The following is an 18,907-nucleotide window of genomic DNA, read 5'->3' on the forward strand; positions in this document are numbered from 1 at the left end:
TTTTTGGTTTTGTAAGTTTAATAATTTACATATCAGTAGAATTGATTAATAGTTTGTTACATTTTTTTTAACTTTTTTTTAATAAAAAAAGCATCAAATATTTTATTTGATGCTTTTAGTTTTTAATATAACTTAATTACTTCTTACTTTCTGGAGGATATTTTTCCATTATTTCTTTTACAAACTCTTTAATTCTAGCTTCTTTCTTCTCCATGTTTGTAATTTTTAATGCTCCAGTTCCAATTCCTTGCCAAACTAATTTTTTATCCTTTGCGTCGATTATATCTAGGAATAATGTTCCTTCTGTATACTGATTTACATTTAATCGGTTAGCACCTCCCCACATCCATGGATTCCAGCCCCAACCATAACCCCAGCCCCAGCCGTAGTTAACATCATTAATATTGATTCGTTCTCTAGATTTGGTAAATAAACTAACTAATACATCTGGATTAGATGACTTGGTCATACCTTTGGCTACTAATTCAGCTTCAACAGCACGCATAATTCTCCTTTTATCTAAATCGGAAATAGGTGCTTTATCAATTCCTGTTTTATAAAACGCAAATGTTTTATAGTCATTAAAATTTACTTTTGTATCGTAATCTGTAGCCACTTTCACACTACTACATGAAACAATAAACAAAGCAATCATTGGTAAAAAAAGTAGTTTCTGTATTCTCATTTTCTTAGGGTTTATACATTTTCTAATAATGCATCATCCACTAAGTTTGGTAAAGTTACTTTTAGGTTCGGCTCTACGTTCATGGCACGTTTAATAGCAAAAACTGCTTCTTCATTTCTTGCCCAACTACGACGTGCAATTCCGTTGTTTACATCCCAAAAAAGCATTGATTTTAAGCGTCTTGATGCATCTAAACTACCATCAAGAAGCATGCCAAATCCTCCGTTCATAACTTCTCCCCATCCTACTCCACCTCCGTTGTGAATTGAGACCCATGTAGCTCCTCTAAAACTATCTCCAATTACGTTGTGAATAGCCATATCTGCGGTATAACGAGAACCATCGTAAATATTTGAAGTTTCTCGGTATGGAGAATCTGTTCCTGATACATCGTGATGATCACGTCCTAATACAACTGGACCTATTTCACCTCTCTCAATAGCATCATTAAACGCTTGTGCTATTTTCATTCTTCCTTCTGCATCTGCATATAAAATTCGTGCCTGAGACCCTACTACTAATTTGTTTTCTTGAGCTCCTTTAATCCACTGAATATTGTCAGCCATTTGTTGCTGAATTTCTTCTGGCGAATTCTTTCTTATTTCTTCTAATACGCTACAAGCAATTTCATCTGTTTTAGCTAAATCTTCTGGTTTTCCTGAAGCACATACCCAACGGAATGGTCCAAAACCATAATCAAAACACATAGGTCCCATAATATCCTGTACATAACTTGGATATTTAAACTCTCTACCTAATGTAGGATTTGGATTCATTACATCTGCTCCTGCTCTACTCGCTTCTAATAAAAATGCATTTCCATAATCAAAGAAATAGGTACCTTTAACTGTGTGCTTATTAATAGCTGCCGCATGACGACGTAGTGTTTCTTGTACTTTTTCCTTAAATAACTCTGGATTATTTGCCATCATATCGTTTGATTCTTCAAATGACTGATCAACTGGATAATATCCTCCTGCCCATGGATTATGCAATGATGTTTGGTCAGATCCTAAATCAATATGTACATTCTCCTCTGCAAACTTCTCCCAAACCTCAACTATATTTCCTAAATAAGCTATTGAAACTACTTCTTCATTTGCTTTAGCTTCTTTAACTCTCTTTACTAATTCATCTAAATCGGTAATTTTTTCATCTATCCAACCTTGATCTAAACGTATTTGTGTAATCTTAGGGTTTACTTCTGCACAAACTGTAATACATCCTGCTATATTTCCAGCTTTTGGTTGTGCTCCACTCATTCCTCCTAAACCAGCAGTAACAAACAAACTTCCTTTTGGCGATTTCCCTATCTTTCTAAATCCATTTAATACTGTAATTGTTGTTCCATGTACAATTCCTTGAGGACCTATATACATGTAACTTCCTGCTGTCATTTGCCCATATTGAGTAACTCCTAAAGCATTGAATTTTTCCCAATCATCTGGTTTTGAATAATTAGGTATCATCATTCCATTTGTAACCACAACTCTTGGTGCATCTTTATGAGATGGAAATAATCCCATTGGATGCCCTGAATACATTACTAAAGTTTGTTCATCTGTCATTTCAGATAAATACTTCATTGTTAGTAAATATTGAGCCCAGTTAGAAAATACTGCTCCATTTCCTCCATAAGTAATTAACTCATGTGGGTGTTGCGCTACCGCATAATCTAAATTATTCTGAATCATTAACATAATAGCTTTCGCTTGTAACGATTTCCCTGGGTATTCTTCAATATCACGTGCATGCATTTTGTAAGTAGGACGGAAACGATACATATAAATACGTCCATATTTTTCTAACTCCTCAGCAAACTCTGGTAATAATACCTCATAGTGTTCTTTATCAAAATAACGTAATGCGTTTCTTAGTGCTAATTTTTTCTCCTCTGTGGTTAAAATTTCTTTACGCTTAGGCGCTCTGTTTATTGATGAATCGTATACTGGAATTTCTGGTAACTCATTTGGAATTCCTTGTTGTATTTGTTCTTTGAATGTCATAATAATTTCTTTTTATGCTACTTTAAATTCTTGATTTTTAACCATTGCTACCAAAGCATTAATATCATCTTTTAATACTCTATCTTCCTCTAATTTAGCTACTTTATTTCTAATTAGTTTAAAGTTTTCTTCTATGATTGATGAAAACTTATTTGGTCTTCTAAAGTCCATTGCCTGTGCAGCATACATAAACTCTATTGCTAATATTTTATCTAAATTCCCTAAAATTTGATTGAATTTTCTTCCTGAAATACTTCCCATAGAAACATGATCTTCCTGACCTAATGAAGTAGGCACACTATCTGCCGACGGTGGAAAACACAATGACTTATTTTCAGTTACTAAAGCTGCTGTAGTATATTGAGGAATCATAAAACCTGAATTCAATCCGCCAGCTGTAGTTAATAATCTAGGTAAACCGTATTTTCCTTCTAATAACAAATATGAACGTCTATCTGAAATATTACCTAACTCAGCAACTGCGATTGATGCATAATCTAACACCATTGCTAAAGGTTGTCCATGGAAGTTCCCTCCTGATATTGCTTCTGTTTCACTTAATACAATTGGGTTATCTGTTACAGAATTCATTTCTATTTCAGCCATTTCATTTAAATGATTGTAAGCATTTCTTGATGCTCCATGCACTTGCGGCATACAACGAATAGAATATGGATCTTGTACTCTTGGGAAACTAGTATCTTCTGCATTTTGAGAATCTTTTAAAAGCATTCTCATACGTTCCGCTACTTTTAAATTCCCTTCAAATGGACGTATTTTATGTAACTCTTCTTTAAATGGTGATACATTACCTGAATAACCTTCTAAAGTCATAGCTCCAGCAACATCAGCCAAATCTAACAAATACTCCATTTTTTTCAAACCAAGTATAGCATGTGCTAATATAAACTGTGTTCCGTTTATCAACCCTAACCCTTCTTTGGCTTGTAATATTAAAGGTTCTAAACCATTATCTTTTAATACTTTTTTTGCTGATTCTATACTATCTCCTACCCAAAACTCTCCTTCTCCTAACAATGGTAAAAATAGGTGAGATAATGGTGCTAAATCTCCTGAAGCCCCTACTGAACCTTGTTCTGGAACTACTGGCAATAAATCATTTTCAATAAAATATACTATACGTTCTATCATTTCTAAACGTACTCCTGAAAATCCTTGACATAACGCATGTACTTTACATATCATCATGATTTTAGATAACTTTTTATCTATAGGGTTCCCTACTCCAACCGCATGTGTAATTAATAAGTTTTCTTGTAACTTACTTGTCTCTTCTGGTGTAATTTGCACGTCACATAATGGACCAAAACCTGTATTTATACCATAAATAGCGGCATCAGAATTTGCCATTTTATCAACCTTCCCTCTACATACATTTACTTTATCTTTAGCTTCAGATGTTATTTCTGCTTTTAAAGTTCCTTCGGCAATTGCAATTACTTTGTCTACCGTTAAGTGATCTATTCCGTATTTAAACATGTCTATTATTTCATTTTTCACAAAGTTATTTTTAATTTTGATAACCAACAATATCAATTAAATCATCAATTAATAACTATGAGTTATCAAATAGAATTAAGACACTTTAGATATTTTTTGGCTGTTGCTGAAGACTTACACTTTAGAAAAGCTGCTGAACGTCTTTTTATTTCACAGCCAGGTTTAAGTAGACAAATTAAACAAATGGAAGATGATTTAGGTGTCGAATTATTTGTGAGACATAACAGAAAAGTTGAATTGACTTCTGCGGGTTTATATCTTAAAAATGAGCTTACAAGAAATCTGAAAAACTTAGATAACATTTTAGACTATGCGAAGCTTCTTCAAGATGGTAAACAAGGTAAGTTAGAATTTGGTTATGTTGGCTCTGCTATGCAAGACATTATCCCTAATTTATTAATTCAATTTAAAAAAGAACATCCTAATGTACAGTTTGGGTTAAAAGAAATGGATAATCAGAAGCAAATTGAAAGTTTACTTTCTCATGACATTGACGTTGGTTTTGTACGTTTAGATAGAGTTCCAAGAGGTTTAAATATTAAACCTATTCTAAAAGAATCTTTTTGCTTAGTATTACCCAAAAACCATCCAATAAATGCTTCTAATTTTAAAGGTTTACAAGAATTAAAAGATGAATCTTTTATTTTATTTGATCCTTCTTATAGTCCGTCTTATTATGAAAAAATAATGCAAATCTTTGATGAGAGTGGCTTTACTCCCATTGTTTCTCATAATACAATTCATGCTGCTTCTATTTATAAATTAGTTGAAAACAATTTTGGTTTATCTATTGTTCCTAAGTCACTTCAAAAAGGATACAACATGAACGTAAAGTTTATTGAGCTCCATAAAATACCTCAACGAACAACACTTTCTGTTGTATGGGATAAGAATAATAGAAACCCCATTGTGGCTTCTCTTATAGAAAAGATTACTACTTAAAAACACTCTTTTCATTCTTATAAAATATAAAATGGTTATTTTTACACCATAATCTTATCATGATTTTTATCTCTAAACATATCATCCCGAAAGGGTTCATTGGGCTAACCTTATATCCTTTTATTTTTTTGAAAAGAAAAGATTTAAGGTATAACTACGAATTAATTAATCATGAAAAAATTCATTTAAGACAACAACAGGAATTACTTATTATTTTCTTTTTCTTGTTTTACATTATTGAATGGCTAGTTAAGTTGATTATTTATAAAAACCGCCATTTAGCTTATAAAAACTTAAGCTTTGAACGAGAAGCTTATTTAAACGAAACGAATCTATATTATTTAGAAAAAAGAAAGTTTTGGAGCTTTATCCATTATTTATAATTTTCCTAATTGCTTTTTTTCCGTTTTTAAAATCATTTCAAAATTGAATAAGGTTTTTCGAACTATACACTTTTTCAAAACCCCTTCTTCATTATATATATAAGTATCTTTGTGCCTGCTATTTGGGTTAATTAAATCAAACTTATTTTCACTTATTTTCACCATGGTTTTATAAAAACCTCCTACCTCTTCAAAGACTCTTTCGTTATTTTTCGGTCTATGATAAGTTAACATTATAGTACTCAAAAATATGGGTTTATCATGATATGTTTCTTTACCATCGGTTATAATAAAATATTTATCCTTCTTATATTCTAAAACTGCTTTTTCTCTAGTTTTCTTATTTTTTTTCACTTCATAAAAACTCCTTTGTAAAATATCATTTTCATACACAGTTTCCATAAAAGTTGAAATTTCTTTTTTTCCAAAAAAGCGAATTGATGAAAAGGAACTAGTTTTATAAACTGTTTTAGTTCCTTCTTGAATTCTATTTGCCGTAACTGTTCCTATTTTTTTTCCAAAAACCTTTACATCATAAATGTATTCTTGTCCGTACAATGTAGCACTTGCTAAAAACAGTACAATAATTATTAGTTCAATTTTTGTTTTCATAAGTTAAAATGATGTTTTAAAGCCAACTCGTATTCCAAAACCTGGGCTTACTGGTCCGTTTACATTTTTAAAATCTCCTCTCCAAATAAAATCAACACGTAAGGGTCTTAAATTCCCATAACCTATATTTTCTATTCCAAAACCATATTCAAAATATGGTTTCCTATTTGGTGCTGCATATTTTATCGTTGATCTATTTATCTTTTTATTTTTATCGGAAATACTTCCATAAACTGCTCTAAAAGCCAGTAAACTTCTCAATCCTAGCTTTTTAATTAAAGGAATACGGTTAAATATCAAACCATTAAAATGCTGTTCAAAATGACCTTCAATTGAACTATCTGCTACAAAATCATAATAATCTAACAAGGCAAATGTGTTAGGTGTTAAGAAATAAGTTTGATTTGAAGGCACTGCTGTTAACACCGATAAAGGTGTTTTTCCGAATGTTTTTGCAGCTATAATAGTTGGGTCGAATACTCCAAATTTCCCTACTGGTATTGGATGGTTATATAGAATTGATAACTTTTCATAATCTACATTACCTCCAAAGATTCCTTTATATGCCTTTTTATAATTTACTAGTAATTTAGGATGCAATTTTGTTCCTAACTGTCTATCAACCCCAAAACCTTCTGTAATTCTTCCTGGTTGGTAGCTTAAATAAAAATCAGAATACACATCTTTGGTTACGTTTATTGCTTGATTCTTTTTCTCATCAAAAAATGCCATAGAAAAACGTTTTGGATCTGCCGATGATATTTTTTCATGAGCCAACTTAATTCCCATGTTAAAGTTTTTAGCTATCTCTACATCAAATCGGAACATTTTCTTTTTCACTTTCGCTAAAAAATAATTATCTCCTCTTACAAAAACTGCTTTCGGACCTTTGTCTGGCTGTGGTATTAAATCTCTTTCATTAAATCTGGTAAACCCCATTTGTTCAACATCATCCATATAAGCTGCTCCAATAGTTATTCTTGGTTTTGACGAAACCAAATACCTACCTTCTAGACCATATTTAAACTTTTTATCTTTGAATCCATAGGCTCCATAACCTAATAATTTCATTCGGTCATTATTAGTCCTAAAGGTTCTAAAACCTAATCTTAACCTAATTCCCTCGACATCATTTCTTGCAGTTGTAGTAAATATATTTCCTAACTGTATTCCTGTAATTGGTGTAAAATAACCATCTGATAACGTATATATGGTACCCGTTATCTTTTTTACTTTACTACTAGATTTTACTTTATCTACAAGTTTAAATGTATTTTTTGCTGCTTCATCTTGCTTTATGTTCCAGTAAGTATCAGCTTTTTTAAATTGATTGGCTGAATTTTGAACTATTTTTACATCATAAAAAGCTGCCGATTTTTCTCTATCAAAAACATATTTTGAGAACTTTTCTTTCTTTATTAGATAAATGCCTTTTTCCTTATTATTCTTTGTCAAAAAAGTAAATTCTCCTTTATATTTATTTGTTTTCGGCAAATAAATACTATCGTTTTTTAATAAAAATGTTTTCTCTATTGATAAGTCTCTAACAAAATTCAGATTTACATCTTTTAAAATTTCCATATCAATAGAAGTTAAAGCAAAGCTTTTATCGGCAACTTTCATATGACCTTTGAATACCAAATCTCCTTTTTGTCGAGGAAAAAAATGAATGGTATATTCTTTTCTATTATTTACCGTTGAACTATCTGAAAGCACGTAATCATAGCTTCCAAACCCTGTTGTAGAAATTGGACTAATAAAGGTTTTATCTAAAATAAATACATTATCGTTATACACATCTATTTCTTGAAAAATAGTAGTCGCTCTATCTACATATTTCCCTAATTGATGTATTCCTATTTTTCGTTCTCCTTCAACGTCTCTTCTTTCTTTATGCAATAAATTATTCCCATAAACTTTTTCACTTTTCTCTATAAACTCTACAGGTAAATAATAAGTATCATTGTCATAGTTTTTTTGCACATTATCTTTTAAGTCCTGAAACTTTTTACGTAAAACTTTACGAACAAAAGCACTATCCATGTTTCCAAAACCAAGCTCTCTTGAATTATACTGATCATATTGATACGACCTAACCAATGAAAGTCCATTTTTTTTCTTCTTTTTCCAGATTTCTTTTAATATTCTATACGCTGGGTTCTCTTCCTTCTTGACTCTCTTTTTTGGTCGCTTAACTATTACTACTTCTTCTAAAGTGGTATTATCTTCTTTTAACGTAACCTTTACTCCATTTGTTATTCTATCTTTCAATTCAATTTCTTGAGTTTGAAAACCTAGAAAAACAATTGATATTACTGATTGCTTTTTAGCACTTTGTATATAAAACTCTCCTTTTTCATCACTTACTGTACCTATAGTAGTTCCTTTAAAAAAAACATTTACATATGGTAAAGGTTCATTATTCTCATCTAAAATTTTACCACTAACTTTTGTCTGTGCACTCAATGTAGTGTATATGAAAATAAACACTACTACTAACCTCATCTTCATCCTAAAACTACTTTACTGTTTTTAACTTTACTTTTTTATAAATAGGATTAGTTGAATGCTCTCTGTTTTCATCAAACGGACGTGTAATTAAATTTTTAAAATCTTTATTTTCTTCTACATCCATATTGGTATCTATTCCATGTACAATGTCAGATTGTTTCATTTTACTGAATGTTGAAAACAATCGATCCCAAATAGAAAATATATCACCATAATTACTATCAGTTTGCGGTAATACATAATGATGATGTATATGATGTGTATTTGGTGTGACGAATAAAAGCGATACAATATTGTTTACCTTTTCTGGCAATTTTGCCTTTGAATGAGATGTTAAATTGATAAAACTTTGAATAAACTGTTTTATTAATAAGAACTCTACTGGAACTCCTAAAACGAAAACTATAGCTATTAAAAAACTTACTCTTACAGTAGTTTCCCCTGGATGTTCTCTTACTGTTGTTGAAATATCTACATCCATATCGCTATGATGTATTTGATGAAATCTCCAAAAAAATGGAACTCTATGCATCATTACATGGTACCAGTAATCAAAAAAATCAATACATATAAAAGCTACAATAAAGTGTAATATTGAAAACTCTTCTAAAGGCAATTGGTAAAGTAAACCCCATTTTTCTTTAACTGTCCAATTTGCTACCATAAATACTATGGTAGAAAGCCCAATTTGAACTGGTAACACAAAAATTATAAACTTTGCATTTAATAATGAATGAAGTGCTTTTTCTTTTACTTTTTGAGAAAACAGTACTAATTCTAACCCCCAAAAGAAAAAAATAATAAAAGCATAAACGATTAATTGTAAAACCAAAGGGTTTTCATTAAATAGAGACATAGTGGATTTTTTTAAGTTACTATAACGTTAATTTGGTTGGTTGACGGCTATAGTTATCCTATCCTACATCATGCTTTTAATATAAGCATGATGTAAGACTAATGATAATACTACTCTAATGAATAGAGTTAAATACTAGATTTATTAAACTTTAAACAACAGTTATTTTCTCTGATAGTGTAGGGTCAGAACACCCTCTTCGGTAGCTATGTCAAGTACCATTTTTTGAGCAGTAAAGCTTTTTATTTTAAAAGCAGCATCGTCCTCTCCTGCTTTTACAGTAATTGTTTTTGATTTATCATCAACAATAAAACTTCCGCTTACTTTCTCCCCTAAAAAACCTGTAAATTTATTTGGCTTTTGGTATTCTTGATAGGCCTCGGCAACTCCAAAAACTTCCATAGGAGTTCCTTTCTGCCCCATGATTTCTACTTGTTTTAATTGCCATTTACCAAAAATCTGTTTAGAAATTTCTTGACCTTGTGCTGGTGCATACCCCAACCAAAGTATAATCATGGTTACTATTATTTTTTTCATCGTGATTTGTTTTAAAAATTAGACATGTACTTATAGAAAAGTAACTTTATCCCTTCAATAAATAACGTTACAATTACCTGTCAGCAAAGAAACGTTACACGATTAAAAAAATTCTTTTTAACAAGTCCTAGAACACGTATTCGGACTTCTTAACCTATTTTTATACTCACTTGGAGTGACTCCTTCAACCTCTTTAAACACCTTATAAAACGTTGACTTTGAAGAAAAACCAGCATCTTTCGCTAGTCCTAATATTGAATAATGTACAACTTTGTCCGAGCTTAATAGTTTCTTAAACTCTTCTACTCTAAACTTATTAATAAAGCCATGAAAATTACTTTTTGCACATGAATTTATAAGTTCAGATAACTCTCTTTCTTTTATAAATAGAAAACCTGAAAGTAGTTTTAAAGTTAAATCTGGATTTGTAAAATATTTCTCTTTTAATATTTGTTCACAACAACGTTTATATTTCTCTAAATTTACATCGTCTACACTTTTGGGCTGTAAATTATTATTGTCCTCATTTTCCGTCTCAGGAATTTCTACTAAGGCAACTGCTTCTGAAACATCATTAATATAACCAATCTGTTGAAATCCGTTATATCCTACCCAATACACCACAAAAAATGTAAGCATACTTAAAATTAATTCTAAGAATACTTCTAAAGGATGGTTATCAAATACCATTATTAAAACACCTTCAAAGAGTATATAGAAATGTATAATGATGGTTGTGATTACAATTATTTTAACCCATGAAATACTTTTGTCTTCTATATAAGAATAATAACTTTTCAATTTCTTTTTAAACCTATTTAATACTCTAAAAGAAAAAAACAATAATGAAAAGTTTAACCCTACAAATGATAAACCTTGTAAAACCTCATCTCCTTCAGAATCTGAAAAACCAATAATATTCATTAAAATCCCAGGTAAATAGAGTAGTAACCAAGCATAAGATATATTTTTCCTTGCCACTGTTAAAGCATAAAGGAATATAGAAGGCATGATAAAAAAATCCGTTTCTATTACTATTCTTATGTTATCGGATAGTATTCCTAAGTTCTCGTCTTCAAAAAGATCTTCTAAAAAACCTATAGACAAACTCAACACAAAAAGTGCCAAGTATATATTTCCTTTTTGGTTTTTAATTTTTAATGTGATAAAAAGAATTCCAATAGTTATACCCGAAAAAGCTGTTAACAAATCAAATAACAGTGATATAAGTTCTAAGTTCTTCAATGAAATTAATGCTTTAAATTATGAATCAGTCTACCCAATACTGACACTTTGGTTACAAAAACGAGCTTTATCTAGTTTTTATTACTTATAAACTCTAAAACTTCTGCGCAACATACAAGACTTACTTTTAAAAAACTAGAAATTTCTATTAAATTAGGGAAGTATTCAACTAAATGACTCTTATGTAAGTTTACTTGGACATTTCAATTTACTCTTATATTCACTAGGTGTCATACCTTCTATTTGTTTGAAAACTTTGTAAAAAGTTGATTTTGAAGAAAAGCCTGCGTCTTTTGCTAGCCCTAAAATTGAATATTGCATTGCTTTATCAGATTCTATCAATCTTTTAAACTCTACTACTCTCAATTGATTTATAAAATGATGAAAATTCTTTTTAGCACATAAATTTATCATGTTAGATAATTCTCTTTCTTTTACAGTTAGTAGCTCTGATAAAAGTTTTACAGTTAAATTAGGATTTCTGTAATATTTCTCTTTTTCTATTTTAGTATAAAGTTCTTTAAACTTTACACCATCAACTTCTTTATTATTCTTTACAATTTCTTCTACTACTTCTTCTTTTTCTACTTCTATTTTAGCTATTTTATCAGAAACATCATTTATATAGGCTACTTGCTGAAATCCATTATAACCAATCCAATACACTATAAAAAAGGTAACTAAACTTATAATAAATTCAATTTGTACTTCTACAAATTCACTGTCATCATTTATGAATAAAATTCCACTTAAAAACATAAAAATATGTAATCCAACTATGGTGAGCATAATTACTTTAATCCATGAAAGTGTTTTATTTTCTACATATGAATAATAGTTTTCTAACTTCAATCTATATCTTTTCAAAAAGTAAAAAGCAATTACTAACAATGGGATATTCATAAAAAGAAACATCAGTTCATGTAAAACCTCTCCTAGCTCAGGGTCTTTAAAAGGGATTAAATTCAAAAGGATACCTGGTAAATATAATAGTAACCACCAAAAACCTCCTCTCTCTTTCGTAACAATTATAATGTAAATAAATAGTGACGGAATAATAAACAAGTAGCTATTAATTTCTATTGAAATATGATTAAAAACATTAGCTAGCTCTTCATCATTTAGAAAATCACTTATTATATTAAATCCTAAAGCCCACAAAAACAATACTAAAAAAACATTTCCTTTTTGTTTTCTTATCTTCAAGGTTAAAAATAAAAAACCTATCATAATAGCAGAAAAAGATGCTAATAGATAACTAAATAATGATAACTGGTTTAAAATTTCCATTCAATTGCTTTCTTTTTTCTTATAGTAAGTTGCTCTAACTTTGGTTTTGTTACAAAAAATTACCTTTTACAATGAAGAATACTTTTAAAAAGTATGCTCATTTTTAACTTTATATAAACTTTAACAATCATTTAGTGTAATTCCCTAACAACATTAACTTTTATTATTCTTAGTAAATCCTTTTATTTTTTAATATTTCCGTAAATTGCGTACCCAAAATTTAAGTTAATTTACGAATGGAACAAATAGCACCATATAAACCCAAACATAAAGTTAGAATTGTAACTGCCGCTTCATTATTTGACGGTCACGATGCTGCCATAAATATTATGCGTAGAATTATACAATCTACTGGTGTAGAGGTAATTCATTTAGGTCATGATAGAAGTGTTGAAGAAGTTGTAAACTGTGCAATTCAAGAAGATGCAAATGCTATTGCAATGACATCTTATCAAGGAGGTCATACGGAGTACTTTAAATATATGTACGATTTACTTAAAGAAAGAGGTGCTGGCCATATCAAAATTTTTGGTGGTGGTGGTGGTGTAATTCTTCCAGAGGAGATTAAGGAATTAATGGATTATGGGATTACTCGTATATATTCTCCAGATGATGGGCGTGAGTTAGGTTTACAAGGAATGATTAATGATTTGGTAGAAACATCTGATTTTGCCATTGGAGATAAATTAAATGGAGAAATAAACAACTTAGCAAATAAAGAAATTGGAAGCATTGCGCGTATTATTTCTTCAGCTGAAAACTTTCCTGAAGTAGCTAAAGAAACTTTAGAAGCTATTCATGAAAAAAATAAAAACTCAAAAACACCAGTTTTAGGAATTACTGGTACTGGTGGAGCTGGAAAATCTTCTTTAGTTGACGAATTAGTACGTCGTTTTTTAATTGATTTTCCTAATAAAACAATTGGATTAATTTCTGTTGATCCTTCAAAACGTAAAACAGGTGGGGCTTTATTAGGAGACCGTATTCGTATGAATGCTATTAACGATGAGCGAGTATATATGCGTTCATTAGCTACACGTCAATCTAATTTAGCTTTATCTAAATATGTAAATGAAGCTGTTGAAGTTTTAAAAGCTGCTGAATTTGATTTAATCATTTTAGAAACTTCTGGTATTGGTCAATCTGATACTGAAATTATTGAGCACTCAGATACTTCTTTATATGTAATGACTCCTGAATTTGGAGCTGCAACTCAGTTAGAAAAAATTGACATGCTTGATTTTGCTGATTTAGTTGCCATTAATAAATTTGACAAACGTGGTGCCTTAGATGCTATACGTGATGTTAAAAAGCAATATATGCGTAACAATAACTTATGGGATGTTCATATGGACGACATGCCTGTGTTTGGTACAATTGCTTCTCAATTTAACGATCCTGGTATGAATACCTTATATAAGCGTATTATGGATAAGTTAGTTGAAAAAACTGGTGCTGATTTAAAATCTAGCATGGAAATTACTAAGGAAATGTCTGAAAAGATATTTGTAATTCCACCTAGTAGAGTTCGTTATTTATCTGAAATATCAGAAAATAATAGAGCTTATGATAAAAAAGTTGATGGTCAAGTAACAGTTGCTCAAAAATTATATGGTATTCACCAAACAATTGAATCTATCATCAATACTTCTGTTGAAATTATAAAAACAGGATTGAACGAAGATGAAATTTTAAAGCAAACTCAAAGTGACGAACAAGACTTCATCAAACTTTTAATTGCACAATTCGATAAAGTAAAATTAAATCTTGATCCACATAACTGGGAAATTATTTTAAACTGGCAGGAAAAAGTTCAGAAATATAAAGATCCTATTTATACATTTAAAGTACGTAATAAGGAAATAAAAATCGCAACTCATACTGAGTCACTTTCTCATTCACAAATTCCTAAAGTAGCATTGCCTAAATATCAAGCTTGGGGTGATTTATTACGTTGGAACCTACAAGAAAATGTTCCTGGTGAATTCCCATATGCTTCTGGGTTATATCCTTTTAAAAGAACTGGAGAAGACCCAACAAGAATGTTTGCTGGAGAAGGTGGACCAGAACGTACAAATAGACGTTTCCACTATGTAAGTTTAGGAATGCCTGCTAAACGTTTATCTACCGCTTTTGATTCTGTTACTTTATATGGAAACGATCCTGGGCACAGACCAGATATTTATGGTAAAATTGGTAACGCAGGAGTTTCTATTTGCTGTTTAGATGATGCTAAAAAATTATATTCAGGTTTCGACTTAAGTCACGCAATGACATCTGTTTCGATGACTATTAATGGTCCAGCTCCTATGTTATTAGGTTTCTTTATGAATGCTGCAATCGATCAGAATTGTGAGAAATACATCAAAGAAAACAAGTTAGAAAAGCAAGTTGAAGCTAAGTTTAAAGAAGTTTATGACTCTAAAGGTTTAGAGAGACCAAAATACCAAGGTGATTTACCAGAAGGTAACGATGGTTTAGGACTTATGCTTTTAGGTTTAACTGGAGACATGGTTTTACCTGCTGATGTTTATGCTGAAATTAAAGCTGCAACCTTAGCACAAGTAAGAGGAACTGTTCAGGCAGATATTTTAAAAGAAGACCAAGCTCAAAACACTTGTATATTCTCTACTGAATTTGCCCTACGTTTAATGGGTGATGTTCAAGAATATTTTATTGAAAAACAAGTTCGTAATTTCTATTCAGTTTCTATTTCTGGATATCATATTGCCGAAGCTGGTGCAAACCCTATAACTCAATTAGCTTTAACTTTAGCTAACGGATTTACATATGTAGAATATTATTTATCTCGTGGAATGGATATTAATAAGTTTGGACCAAACTTATCATTCTTTTTCTCTAATGGTATTGACCCTGAATATTCTGTAATTGGTCGTGTAGCTCGTAAAATTTGGGCAAAAGCCTTAAAATATAAATACAATGCTAACCCAAGAGCTCAAATGTTAAAGTATCATATTCAAACTTCTGGACGTTCATTACATGCTCAGGAAATTGATTTTAATGATATTCGTACTACATTACAAGCTTTATACGCTATTTACGACAACTGTAACTCTTTACATACAAATGCTTATGACGAGGCTATAACAACACCTACAGAAGAATCGGTAAGAAGAGCTATGGCAATTCAGTTAATTATTAATAAAGAATTAGGATTAGCTAAAAATGAGAATCCAATTCAAGGTTCTTTTATTATTGAAGAATTGACAGATTTAGTAGAAGCTGCTGTATTAGAAGAATTTGATAGAATTACCGAACGTGGTGGAGTTTTAGGAGCTATGGAGACAATGTACCAACGTTCTAAAATTCAAGAAGAAAGTTTGTATTACGAAACTTTAAAACATACTGGTGAATTCCCAATAATTGGTGTAAATACTTTCTTAAGTTCAAAAGGTTCTCCTACTGTACAACCAGCAGAAGTTATCCGTGCAACTGAGGAAGAAAAACAATTCCAAATTCAAACTAAAGAATTATTAAATAAGGCTAATGAAGAAAAAGTTCAAGAACAATTAGCTATTTTACAGGAAGCTGCTATTCAAAACCAAAACTTATTTGATAAGTTAATGGAAGCTACTAAGTATTGTTCTTTAGGACAAATTACACAAGCTTTATTTAAAGTTGGTGGACAATATAGAAGAAACATGTAATATTCTAATATACACAATAATAAAAGCCTCACATTAATTTGTGAGGCTTTTTTATTTATGTTTAAAACAGCTTCCTATAACCACTGACAATAAATGATTTACAGCTGTTTTCTATTTTTTTTATAAAATTTATAATCTTAAATGCAATAAATTAGAAAAACATCGTCTTTTAAAACGAAGACTCTTCATAAAAGGTTTTTAAATAATTTGGAATCAGAGAATACAAAAAAGCTTAAGGATTTTTTTGGTAGAGAATATCTATCACTTAAAAGGTATATCAATACCCGAATAAGTGATACAATTAATCGAAATGCCGAAGACATTATTCAAGATGTAGCTTTAAAATTATTTGCTGGTGCTGACAGATATGGTCCTATAAATAACGTAGCTAGTTTTGTATATAGATCAATAAAAAATAAAATTATTGATACAATGAGGACTCCTAAAAAATCTGACAAACTAGATTCTGATGAAAGTTTATTAAACCTTGTTGATGCATTTAATCAATCTGAAAATTATTACAATTCTGATCAAATGATATCAATTTTAAAACAATGTATTGAACATTTAAAACCTGCTTACAAGGATATTATTATCGCAGTAGATTTTGAAGGTTATACATATAAAGAAATATCAACTGAAACTGGAATTCCTATTGGGACACTAATGTCAAGAAGACACAGAGCCATTGGAATTTTATATAAAAAAATAGAACAAGAAATACAAAAACATAAAATTATTGAATCATGACAAATTTTTTCACTCATAAATTTAGAAAAAAATCGCCCTTAGAAATTGCAGCCATCATCATCTTTGGAGGTATATTCATTACAGGTTTAGCTATTTTATTTGGCTTTGTTATAATGTGGTTATGGAACTGGTTAATGCCTGAAATTTTTGGATTTACTACACTTACTTATTGGCAAGCTGTGGGGTTATTTATTCTTTTAAGAATTTTAATTGGAGGCTGTGGTGGCGGTAGCGGTAAAAAATCACATCATAAATGTAAATGTGAAAAGAACGGTAAAACCGATTTTTCTAAGTGGAAACACTATGACAAATTTTGGAAAGAAGAAGGCGATAAATATTACAGTGAATATCTTGAACGAAAAATGAATCCAGAACAAGGTACCTCATCTAAAACTGATATAGAGTAAACTATGGAACCACTAATTTTTCAAACCAATATTGATTCAGAAAAAAAAGTTCAATCTTTAGAACCTATACTTAATAAACATCCCGATATTTTTAAATGGTCTATTGACATTGAGGATATTGATAATGTACTTCGGATTGAAGGATCTGAGAATTTACTTGAGAAAAACATCATTGATTTAATTAAATCTCAAAATTTCCAAATAGAAATTTTATCTGATGAAGCTGTTATTAAAACTGATAAGATTTTAGTTTACTAAACGAATTTACTATTAAAATATAGAGGTTATTTACAACCTCTGTATTATATATAACTCATAGTATTGTTTTGTTTTTTACTGATATTTCTGAACCTTCTAATAAAAAACAGAAGCTGGTTGTAATTCATTTAAAAATTCAAAGTCTCTTCCATAACTAGCTAAGAAATCTACATTGATATTGTAACTCTTTAAAGGGTAATATTTCCATTTAGGATGCTTTACTTCGTATTCTGTAGTTTGTGCTTTATTTTTGGCATACCCCCAGTAATGTTCTGAAATAAATTCTACTTCTGAATTATCTTTCATTTCAAGCTGTTCATTTTTAACTACTGCTTCAATTAGATTCCACTTTCCCTTAGTTTTCCATTGATAGGAGATATTTAAATTCCCGTCTTTTTCATTCCATTCATGCTTCATTGGTAAGGTTTCGTAATTCTCATTATAAATTGTGTTAGCAACAAAAGTTATGGCTGGTTTTGGTACTATCTCTTTAATAAAAACCACTCCTCTTTTATAAACTCCATTCTCTTTTCTTTTTACATAAAAGCGTAGGTTTACTTCTTCAAAATTTATATGAAATGGTATTTTAAGCCCCAACAGTTTTGTATTCTTAAACATAAAACCAATTAGACTTATATAGCATTTATCTTTATAGAAATCTAATTCTGTTCCATTAGGTACAAATGGCTTTAAAACTACAGGGTTTATTTGGTAGTTTACCATCAATAATTTTCTCCATTCTGCTTTTAAAAAACTCATAATTTTAGTCTTTAATTAAACACTTCGTAAACCTCATAAATACAAGATCTATGAGGTTTTCTTCTTTTTCAATATAGCGATTAGCAACTTTCCCTATAACTTTTCTTTTTCAATTTTTAAATTACCTTCTTTACTTGCTTTTCTTCCTTTTAAGAAAAACAAAATAAAGAAGATCATTACAAGTCCTAAGTAAATAGAAAAACCTCCAATTTTTGAACTTAGTGTTTCTACTAAATCTTTATAACCTGTTAAGCTGTATATTTCTATAATTCGCAAAGCAAAACCTATATTTAATAAATAGAAACCTATTTTAAAAAGTTTATTTGTAGCCATTGCGATTTCTACTTTTTGATGAAAAATATCCAACATAAATATTTTACTATTTTTAAATAAATGCTGTGACACAAATGTTGTAAGTCCTATACTAATAGGTAAATAAATGATGTAAGCTATTAATTCTAATGAAGTGTTCATATT

At 30.1% G+C, this 18,907-nt stretch carries 17 protein-coding genes; 6 read left to right on the plus strand and 11 right to left on the minus strand.

The features are described from left to right. Window positions 1–136 precede the first annotated feature (136 nt). Genes ACOQN8_RS02045 through hutH form a run of 3 tightly spaced genes read right to left on the minus strand, consistent with a single transcriptional unit; the run spans window position 137 to window position 4,191 of the window. Window positions 137–685 carry a DUF4136 domain-containing protein gene (locus ACOQN8_RS02045; protein WP_420551398.1) on the minus strand — a complete coding sequence of 183 codons (549 nt, stop codon included), beginning with the start codon at window positions 683–685 and terminating at the stop codon, window positions 137–139. Window positions 686–696: 11 nt separating this feature from the next. After that, entirely contained in the window at window positions 697–2,691 is a 1,995-nt protein-coding gene (locus ACOQN8_RS02050; protein ID WP_420551399.1) for a urocanate hydratase, read from the minus strand. A gap of 12 nt (window positions 2,692–2,703) precedes the next feature. Then, window positions 2,704–4,191 (minus strand): histidine ammonia-lyase, encoded by a 1,488-nt coding sequence (gene hutH, locus ACOQN8_RS02055; protein ID WP_420552802.1) that lies wholly within the window; start codon window positions 4,189–4,191, stop codon window positions 2,704–2,706. A gap of 78 nt (window positions 4,192–4,269) precedes the next feature. Between hutH and ACOQN8_RS02060 the strand changes: the two genes are divergently transcribed. Next, complete coding sequence (locus ACOQN8_RS02060) at window positions 4,270–5,154, plus strand: LysR family transcriptional regulator (protein WP_420551400.1); 885 nt, start codon at window positions 4,270–4,272, stop codon at window positions 5,152–5,154. A 128-nt stretch (window positions 5,155–5,282) separates the two neighbouring features. After that, entirely contained in the window at window positions 5,283–5,537 is a 255-nt protein-coding gene (locus tag ACOQN8_RS02065; RefSeq protein WP_317132389.1) for a hypothetical protein, read from the plus strand. Here the strand turns inward: ACOQN8_RS02065 and ACOQN8_RS02070 are convergent. The 6 genes from ACOQN8_RS02070 to ACOQN8_RS02095 all read right to left on the minus strand — a co-directional run bounded on the left by ACOQN8_RS02070 (window position 5,532) and on the right by ACOQN8_RS02095 (window position 12,588). Then, on the minus strand, window positions 5,532–6,149 hold the full coding sequence (locus ACOQN8_RS02070) for a DUF6134 family protein (RefSeq protein WP_420551401.1): 618 nt from the start codon (window positions 6,147–6,149) through the stop codon (window positions 5,532–5,534). The genes ACOQN8_RS02065 and ACOQN8_RS02070 overlap by 6 nt on opposite strands. 3 nt (window positions 6,150–6,152) lie before the next feature. Next, the gene (locus ACOQN8_RS02075) at window positions 6,153–8,660 is read right to left on the minus strand and encodes a DUF5686 and carboxypeptidase-like regulatory domain-containing protein (RefSeq protein ID WP_420551402.1); all 2,508 of its coding nucleotides are present in this window, start codon (window positions 8,658–8,660) and stop codon (window positions 6,153–6,155) included. 7 nt (window positions 8,661–8,667) lie between these two features. Further along, entirely contained in the window at window positions 8,668–9,516 is an 849-nt protein-coding gene (locus ACOQN8_RS02080) for a sterol desaturase family protein (RefSeq protein ID WP_420551403.1), read from the minus strand. Between the two features lie 162 nt (window positions 9,517–9,678). Beyond that, window positions 9,679–10,053 carry a hypothetical protein gene (locus tag ACOQN8_RS02085; protein ID WP_420551404.1) on the minus strand — a complete coding sequence of 125 codons (375 nt, stop codon included), beginning with the start codon at window positions 10,051–10,053 and terminating at the stop codon, window positions 9,679–9,681. A 117-nt stretch (window positions 10,054–10,170) separates the two neighbouring features. Further along, window positions 10,171–11,298 carry a helix-turn-helix domain-containing protein gene (locus ACOQN8_RS02090; RefSeq protein ID WP_420551405.1) on the minus strand — a complete coding sequence of 376 codons (1,128 nt, stop codon included), beginning with the start codon at window positions 11,296–11,298 and terminating at the stop codon, window positions 10,171–10,173. 180 nt (window positions 11,299–11,478) lie between these two features. After that, a complete protein-coding gene (locus ACOQN8_RS02095; RefSeq protein WP_420551406.1) occupies window positions 11,479–12,588 on the minus strand; it encodes a helix-turn-helix domain-containing protein in 1,110 nt (369 codons plus the stop codon). Between the two features lie 236 nt (window positions 12,589–12,824). Here ACOQN8_RS02095 and ACOQN8_RS02100 point away from each other — a divergent pair, with 236 nt between their 5' ends. The 4 genes from ACOQN8_RS02100 to ACOQN8_RS02115 all read left to right on the plus strand — a co-directional run bounded on the left by ACOQN8_RS02100 (window position 12,825) and on the right by ACOQN8_RS02115 (window position 17,671). Continuing rightward, on the plus strand, window positions 12,825–16,256 hold the full coding sequence (locus ACOQN8_RS02100; RefSeq protein WP_420551407.1) for a methylmalonyl-CoA mutase family protein: 3,432 nt from the start codon (window positions 12,825–12,827) through the stop codon (window positions 16,254–16,256). 207 nt (window positions 16,257–16,463) lie between these two features. Further along, the gene (locus tag ACOQN8_RS02105; protein ID WP_420551408.1) at window positions 16,464–17,006 is read left to right on the plus strand and encodes an RNA polymerase sigma factor; all 543 of its coding nucleotides are present in this window, start codon (window positions 16,464–16,466) and stop codon (window positions 17,004–17,006) included. Next, the gene (locus tag ACOQN8_RS02110) at window positions 17,003–17,413 is read left to right on the plus strand and encodes a hypothetical protein (RefSeq protein WP_420551409.1); all 411 of its coding nucleotides are present in this window, start codon (window positions 17,003–17,005) and stop codon (window positions 17,411–17,413) included. The genes ACOQN8_RS02105 and ACOQN8_RS02110 overlap by 4 nt, the downstream gene beginning before the upstream one ends. 3 nt (window positions 17,414–17,416) lie before the next feature. Further along, window positions 17,417–17,671, plus strand: coding sequence for a hypothetical protein (locus tag ACOQN8_RS02115; RefSeq protein WP_420551410.1), 255 nt, complete (start codon window positions 17,417–17,419; stop codon window positions 17,669–17,671). Between the two features lie 96 nt (window positions 17,672–17,767). On the opposite strand, the gene ACOQN8_RS02120 is transcribed toward ACOQN8_RS02115, so the two are convergent. Both ACOQN8_RS02120 and ACOQN8_RS02125 read right to left on the minus strand, forming a co-directional pair. Next, entirely contained in the window at window positions 17,768–18,430 is a 663-nt protein-coding gene (locus tag ACOQN8_RS02120) for a YqjF family protein (RefSeq protein WP_420551411.1), read from the minus strand. Window positions 18,431–18,523: 93 nt separating this feature from the next. Continuing rightward, the gene (locus ACOQN8_RS02125) at window positions 18,524–18,904 is read right to left on the minus strand and encodes a hypothetical protein (RefSeq protein ID WP_150900458.1); all 381 of its coding nucleotides are present in this window, start codon (window positions 18,902–18,904) and stop codon (window positions 18,524–18,526) included. Window positions 18,905–18,907 lie beyond the last annotated feature (3 nt).

Source organism: Tenacibaculum aiptasiae (assembly GCF_965221665.1).
Classification (GTDB): domain Bacteria; phylum Bacteroidota; class Bacteroidia; order Flavobacteriales; family Flavobacteriaceae; genus Polaribacter; species Polaribacter aiptasiae.

What these genes read in the sequence shown, in the direction of transcription:
- ACOQN8_RS02110 (WP_420551409.1), top strand. Translation starts at nt 17,003, where the DNA reads ATGACAAATTTTTTCACTCATAAATTTAGAAAAAAATCGCCCTTAGAA.
- ACOQN8_RS02100 (WP_420551407.1), top strand. Translation starts at nt 12,825, where the DNA reads ATGGAACAAATAGCACCATATAAACCCAAACATAAAGTTAGAATTGTA.
- ACOQN8_RS02125 (WP_150900458.1), bottom strand. Translation starts at nt 18,904, where the DNA reads ATGAACACTTCATTAGAATTAATAGCTTACATCATTTATTTACCTATT.
- ACOQN8_RS02115 (WP_420551410.1), top strand. Translation starts at nt 17,417, where the DNA reads ATGGAACCACTAATTTTTCAAACCAATATTGATTCAGAAAAAAAAGTT.
- ACOQN8_RS02080 (WP_420551403.1), bottom strand. Translation starts at nt 9,516, where the DNA reads ATGTCTCTATTTAATGAAAACCCTTTGGTTTTACAATTAATCGTTTAT.
- ACOQN8_RS02050 (WP_420551399.1), bottom strand. Translation starts at nt 2,691, where the DNA reads ATGACATTCAAAGAACAAATACAACAAGGAATTCCAAATGAGTTACCA.
- ACOQN8_RS02045 (WP_420551398.1), bottom strand. Translation starts at nt 685, where the DNA reads ATGAGAATACAGAAACTACTTTTTTTACCAATGATTGCTTTGTTTATT.
- ACOQN8_RS02075 (WP_420551402.1), bottom strand. Translation starts at nt 8,660, where the DNA reads ATGAAGATGAGGTTAGTAGTAGTGTTTATTTTCATATACACTACATTG.
- ACOQN8_RS02120 (WP_420551411.1), bottom strand. Translation starts at nt 18,430, where the DNA reads ATGAGTTTTTTAAAAGCAGAATGGAGAAAATTATTGATGGTAAACTAC.
- ACOQN8_RS02085 (WP_420551404.1), bottom strand. Translation starts at nt 10,053, where the DNA reads ATGAAAAAAATAATAGTAACCATGATTATACTTTGGTTGGGGTATGCA.
- hutH (WP_420552802.1), bottom strand. Translation starts at nt 4,191, where the DNA reads ATGTTTAAATACGGAATAGATCACTTAACGGTAGACAAAGTAATTGCA.
- ACOQN8_RS02070 (WP_420551401.1), bottom strand. Translation starts at nt 6,149, where the DNA reads ATGAAAACAAAAATTGAACTAATAATTATTGTACTGTTTTTAGCAAGT.
- ACOQN8_RS02095 (WP_420551406.1), bottom strand. Translation starts at nt 12,588, where the DNA reads ATGGAAATTTTAAACCAGTTATCATTATTTAGTTATCTATTAGCATCT.
- ACOQN8_RS02060 (WP_420551400.1), top strand. Translation starts at nt 4,270, where the DNA reads ATGAGTTATCAAATAGAATTAAGACACTTTAGATATTTTTTGGCTGTT.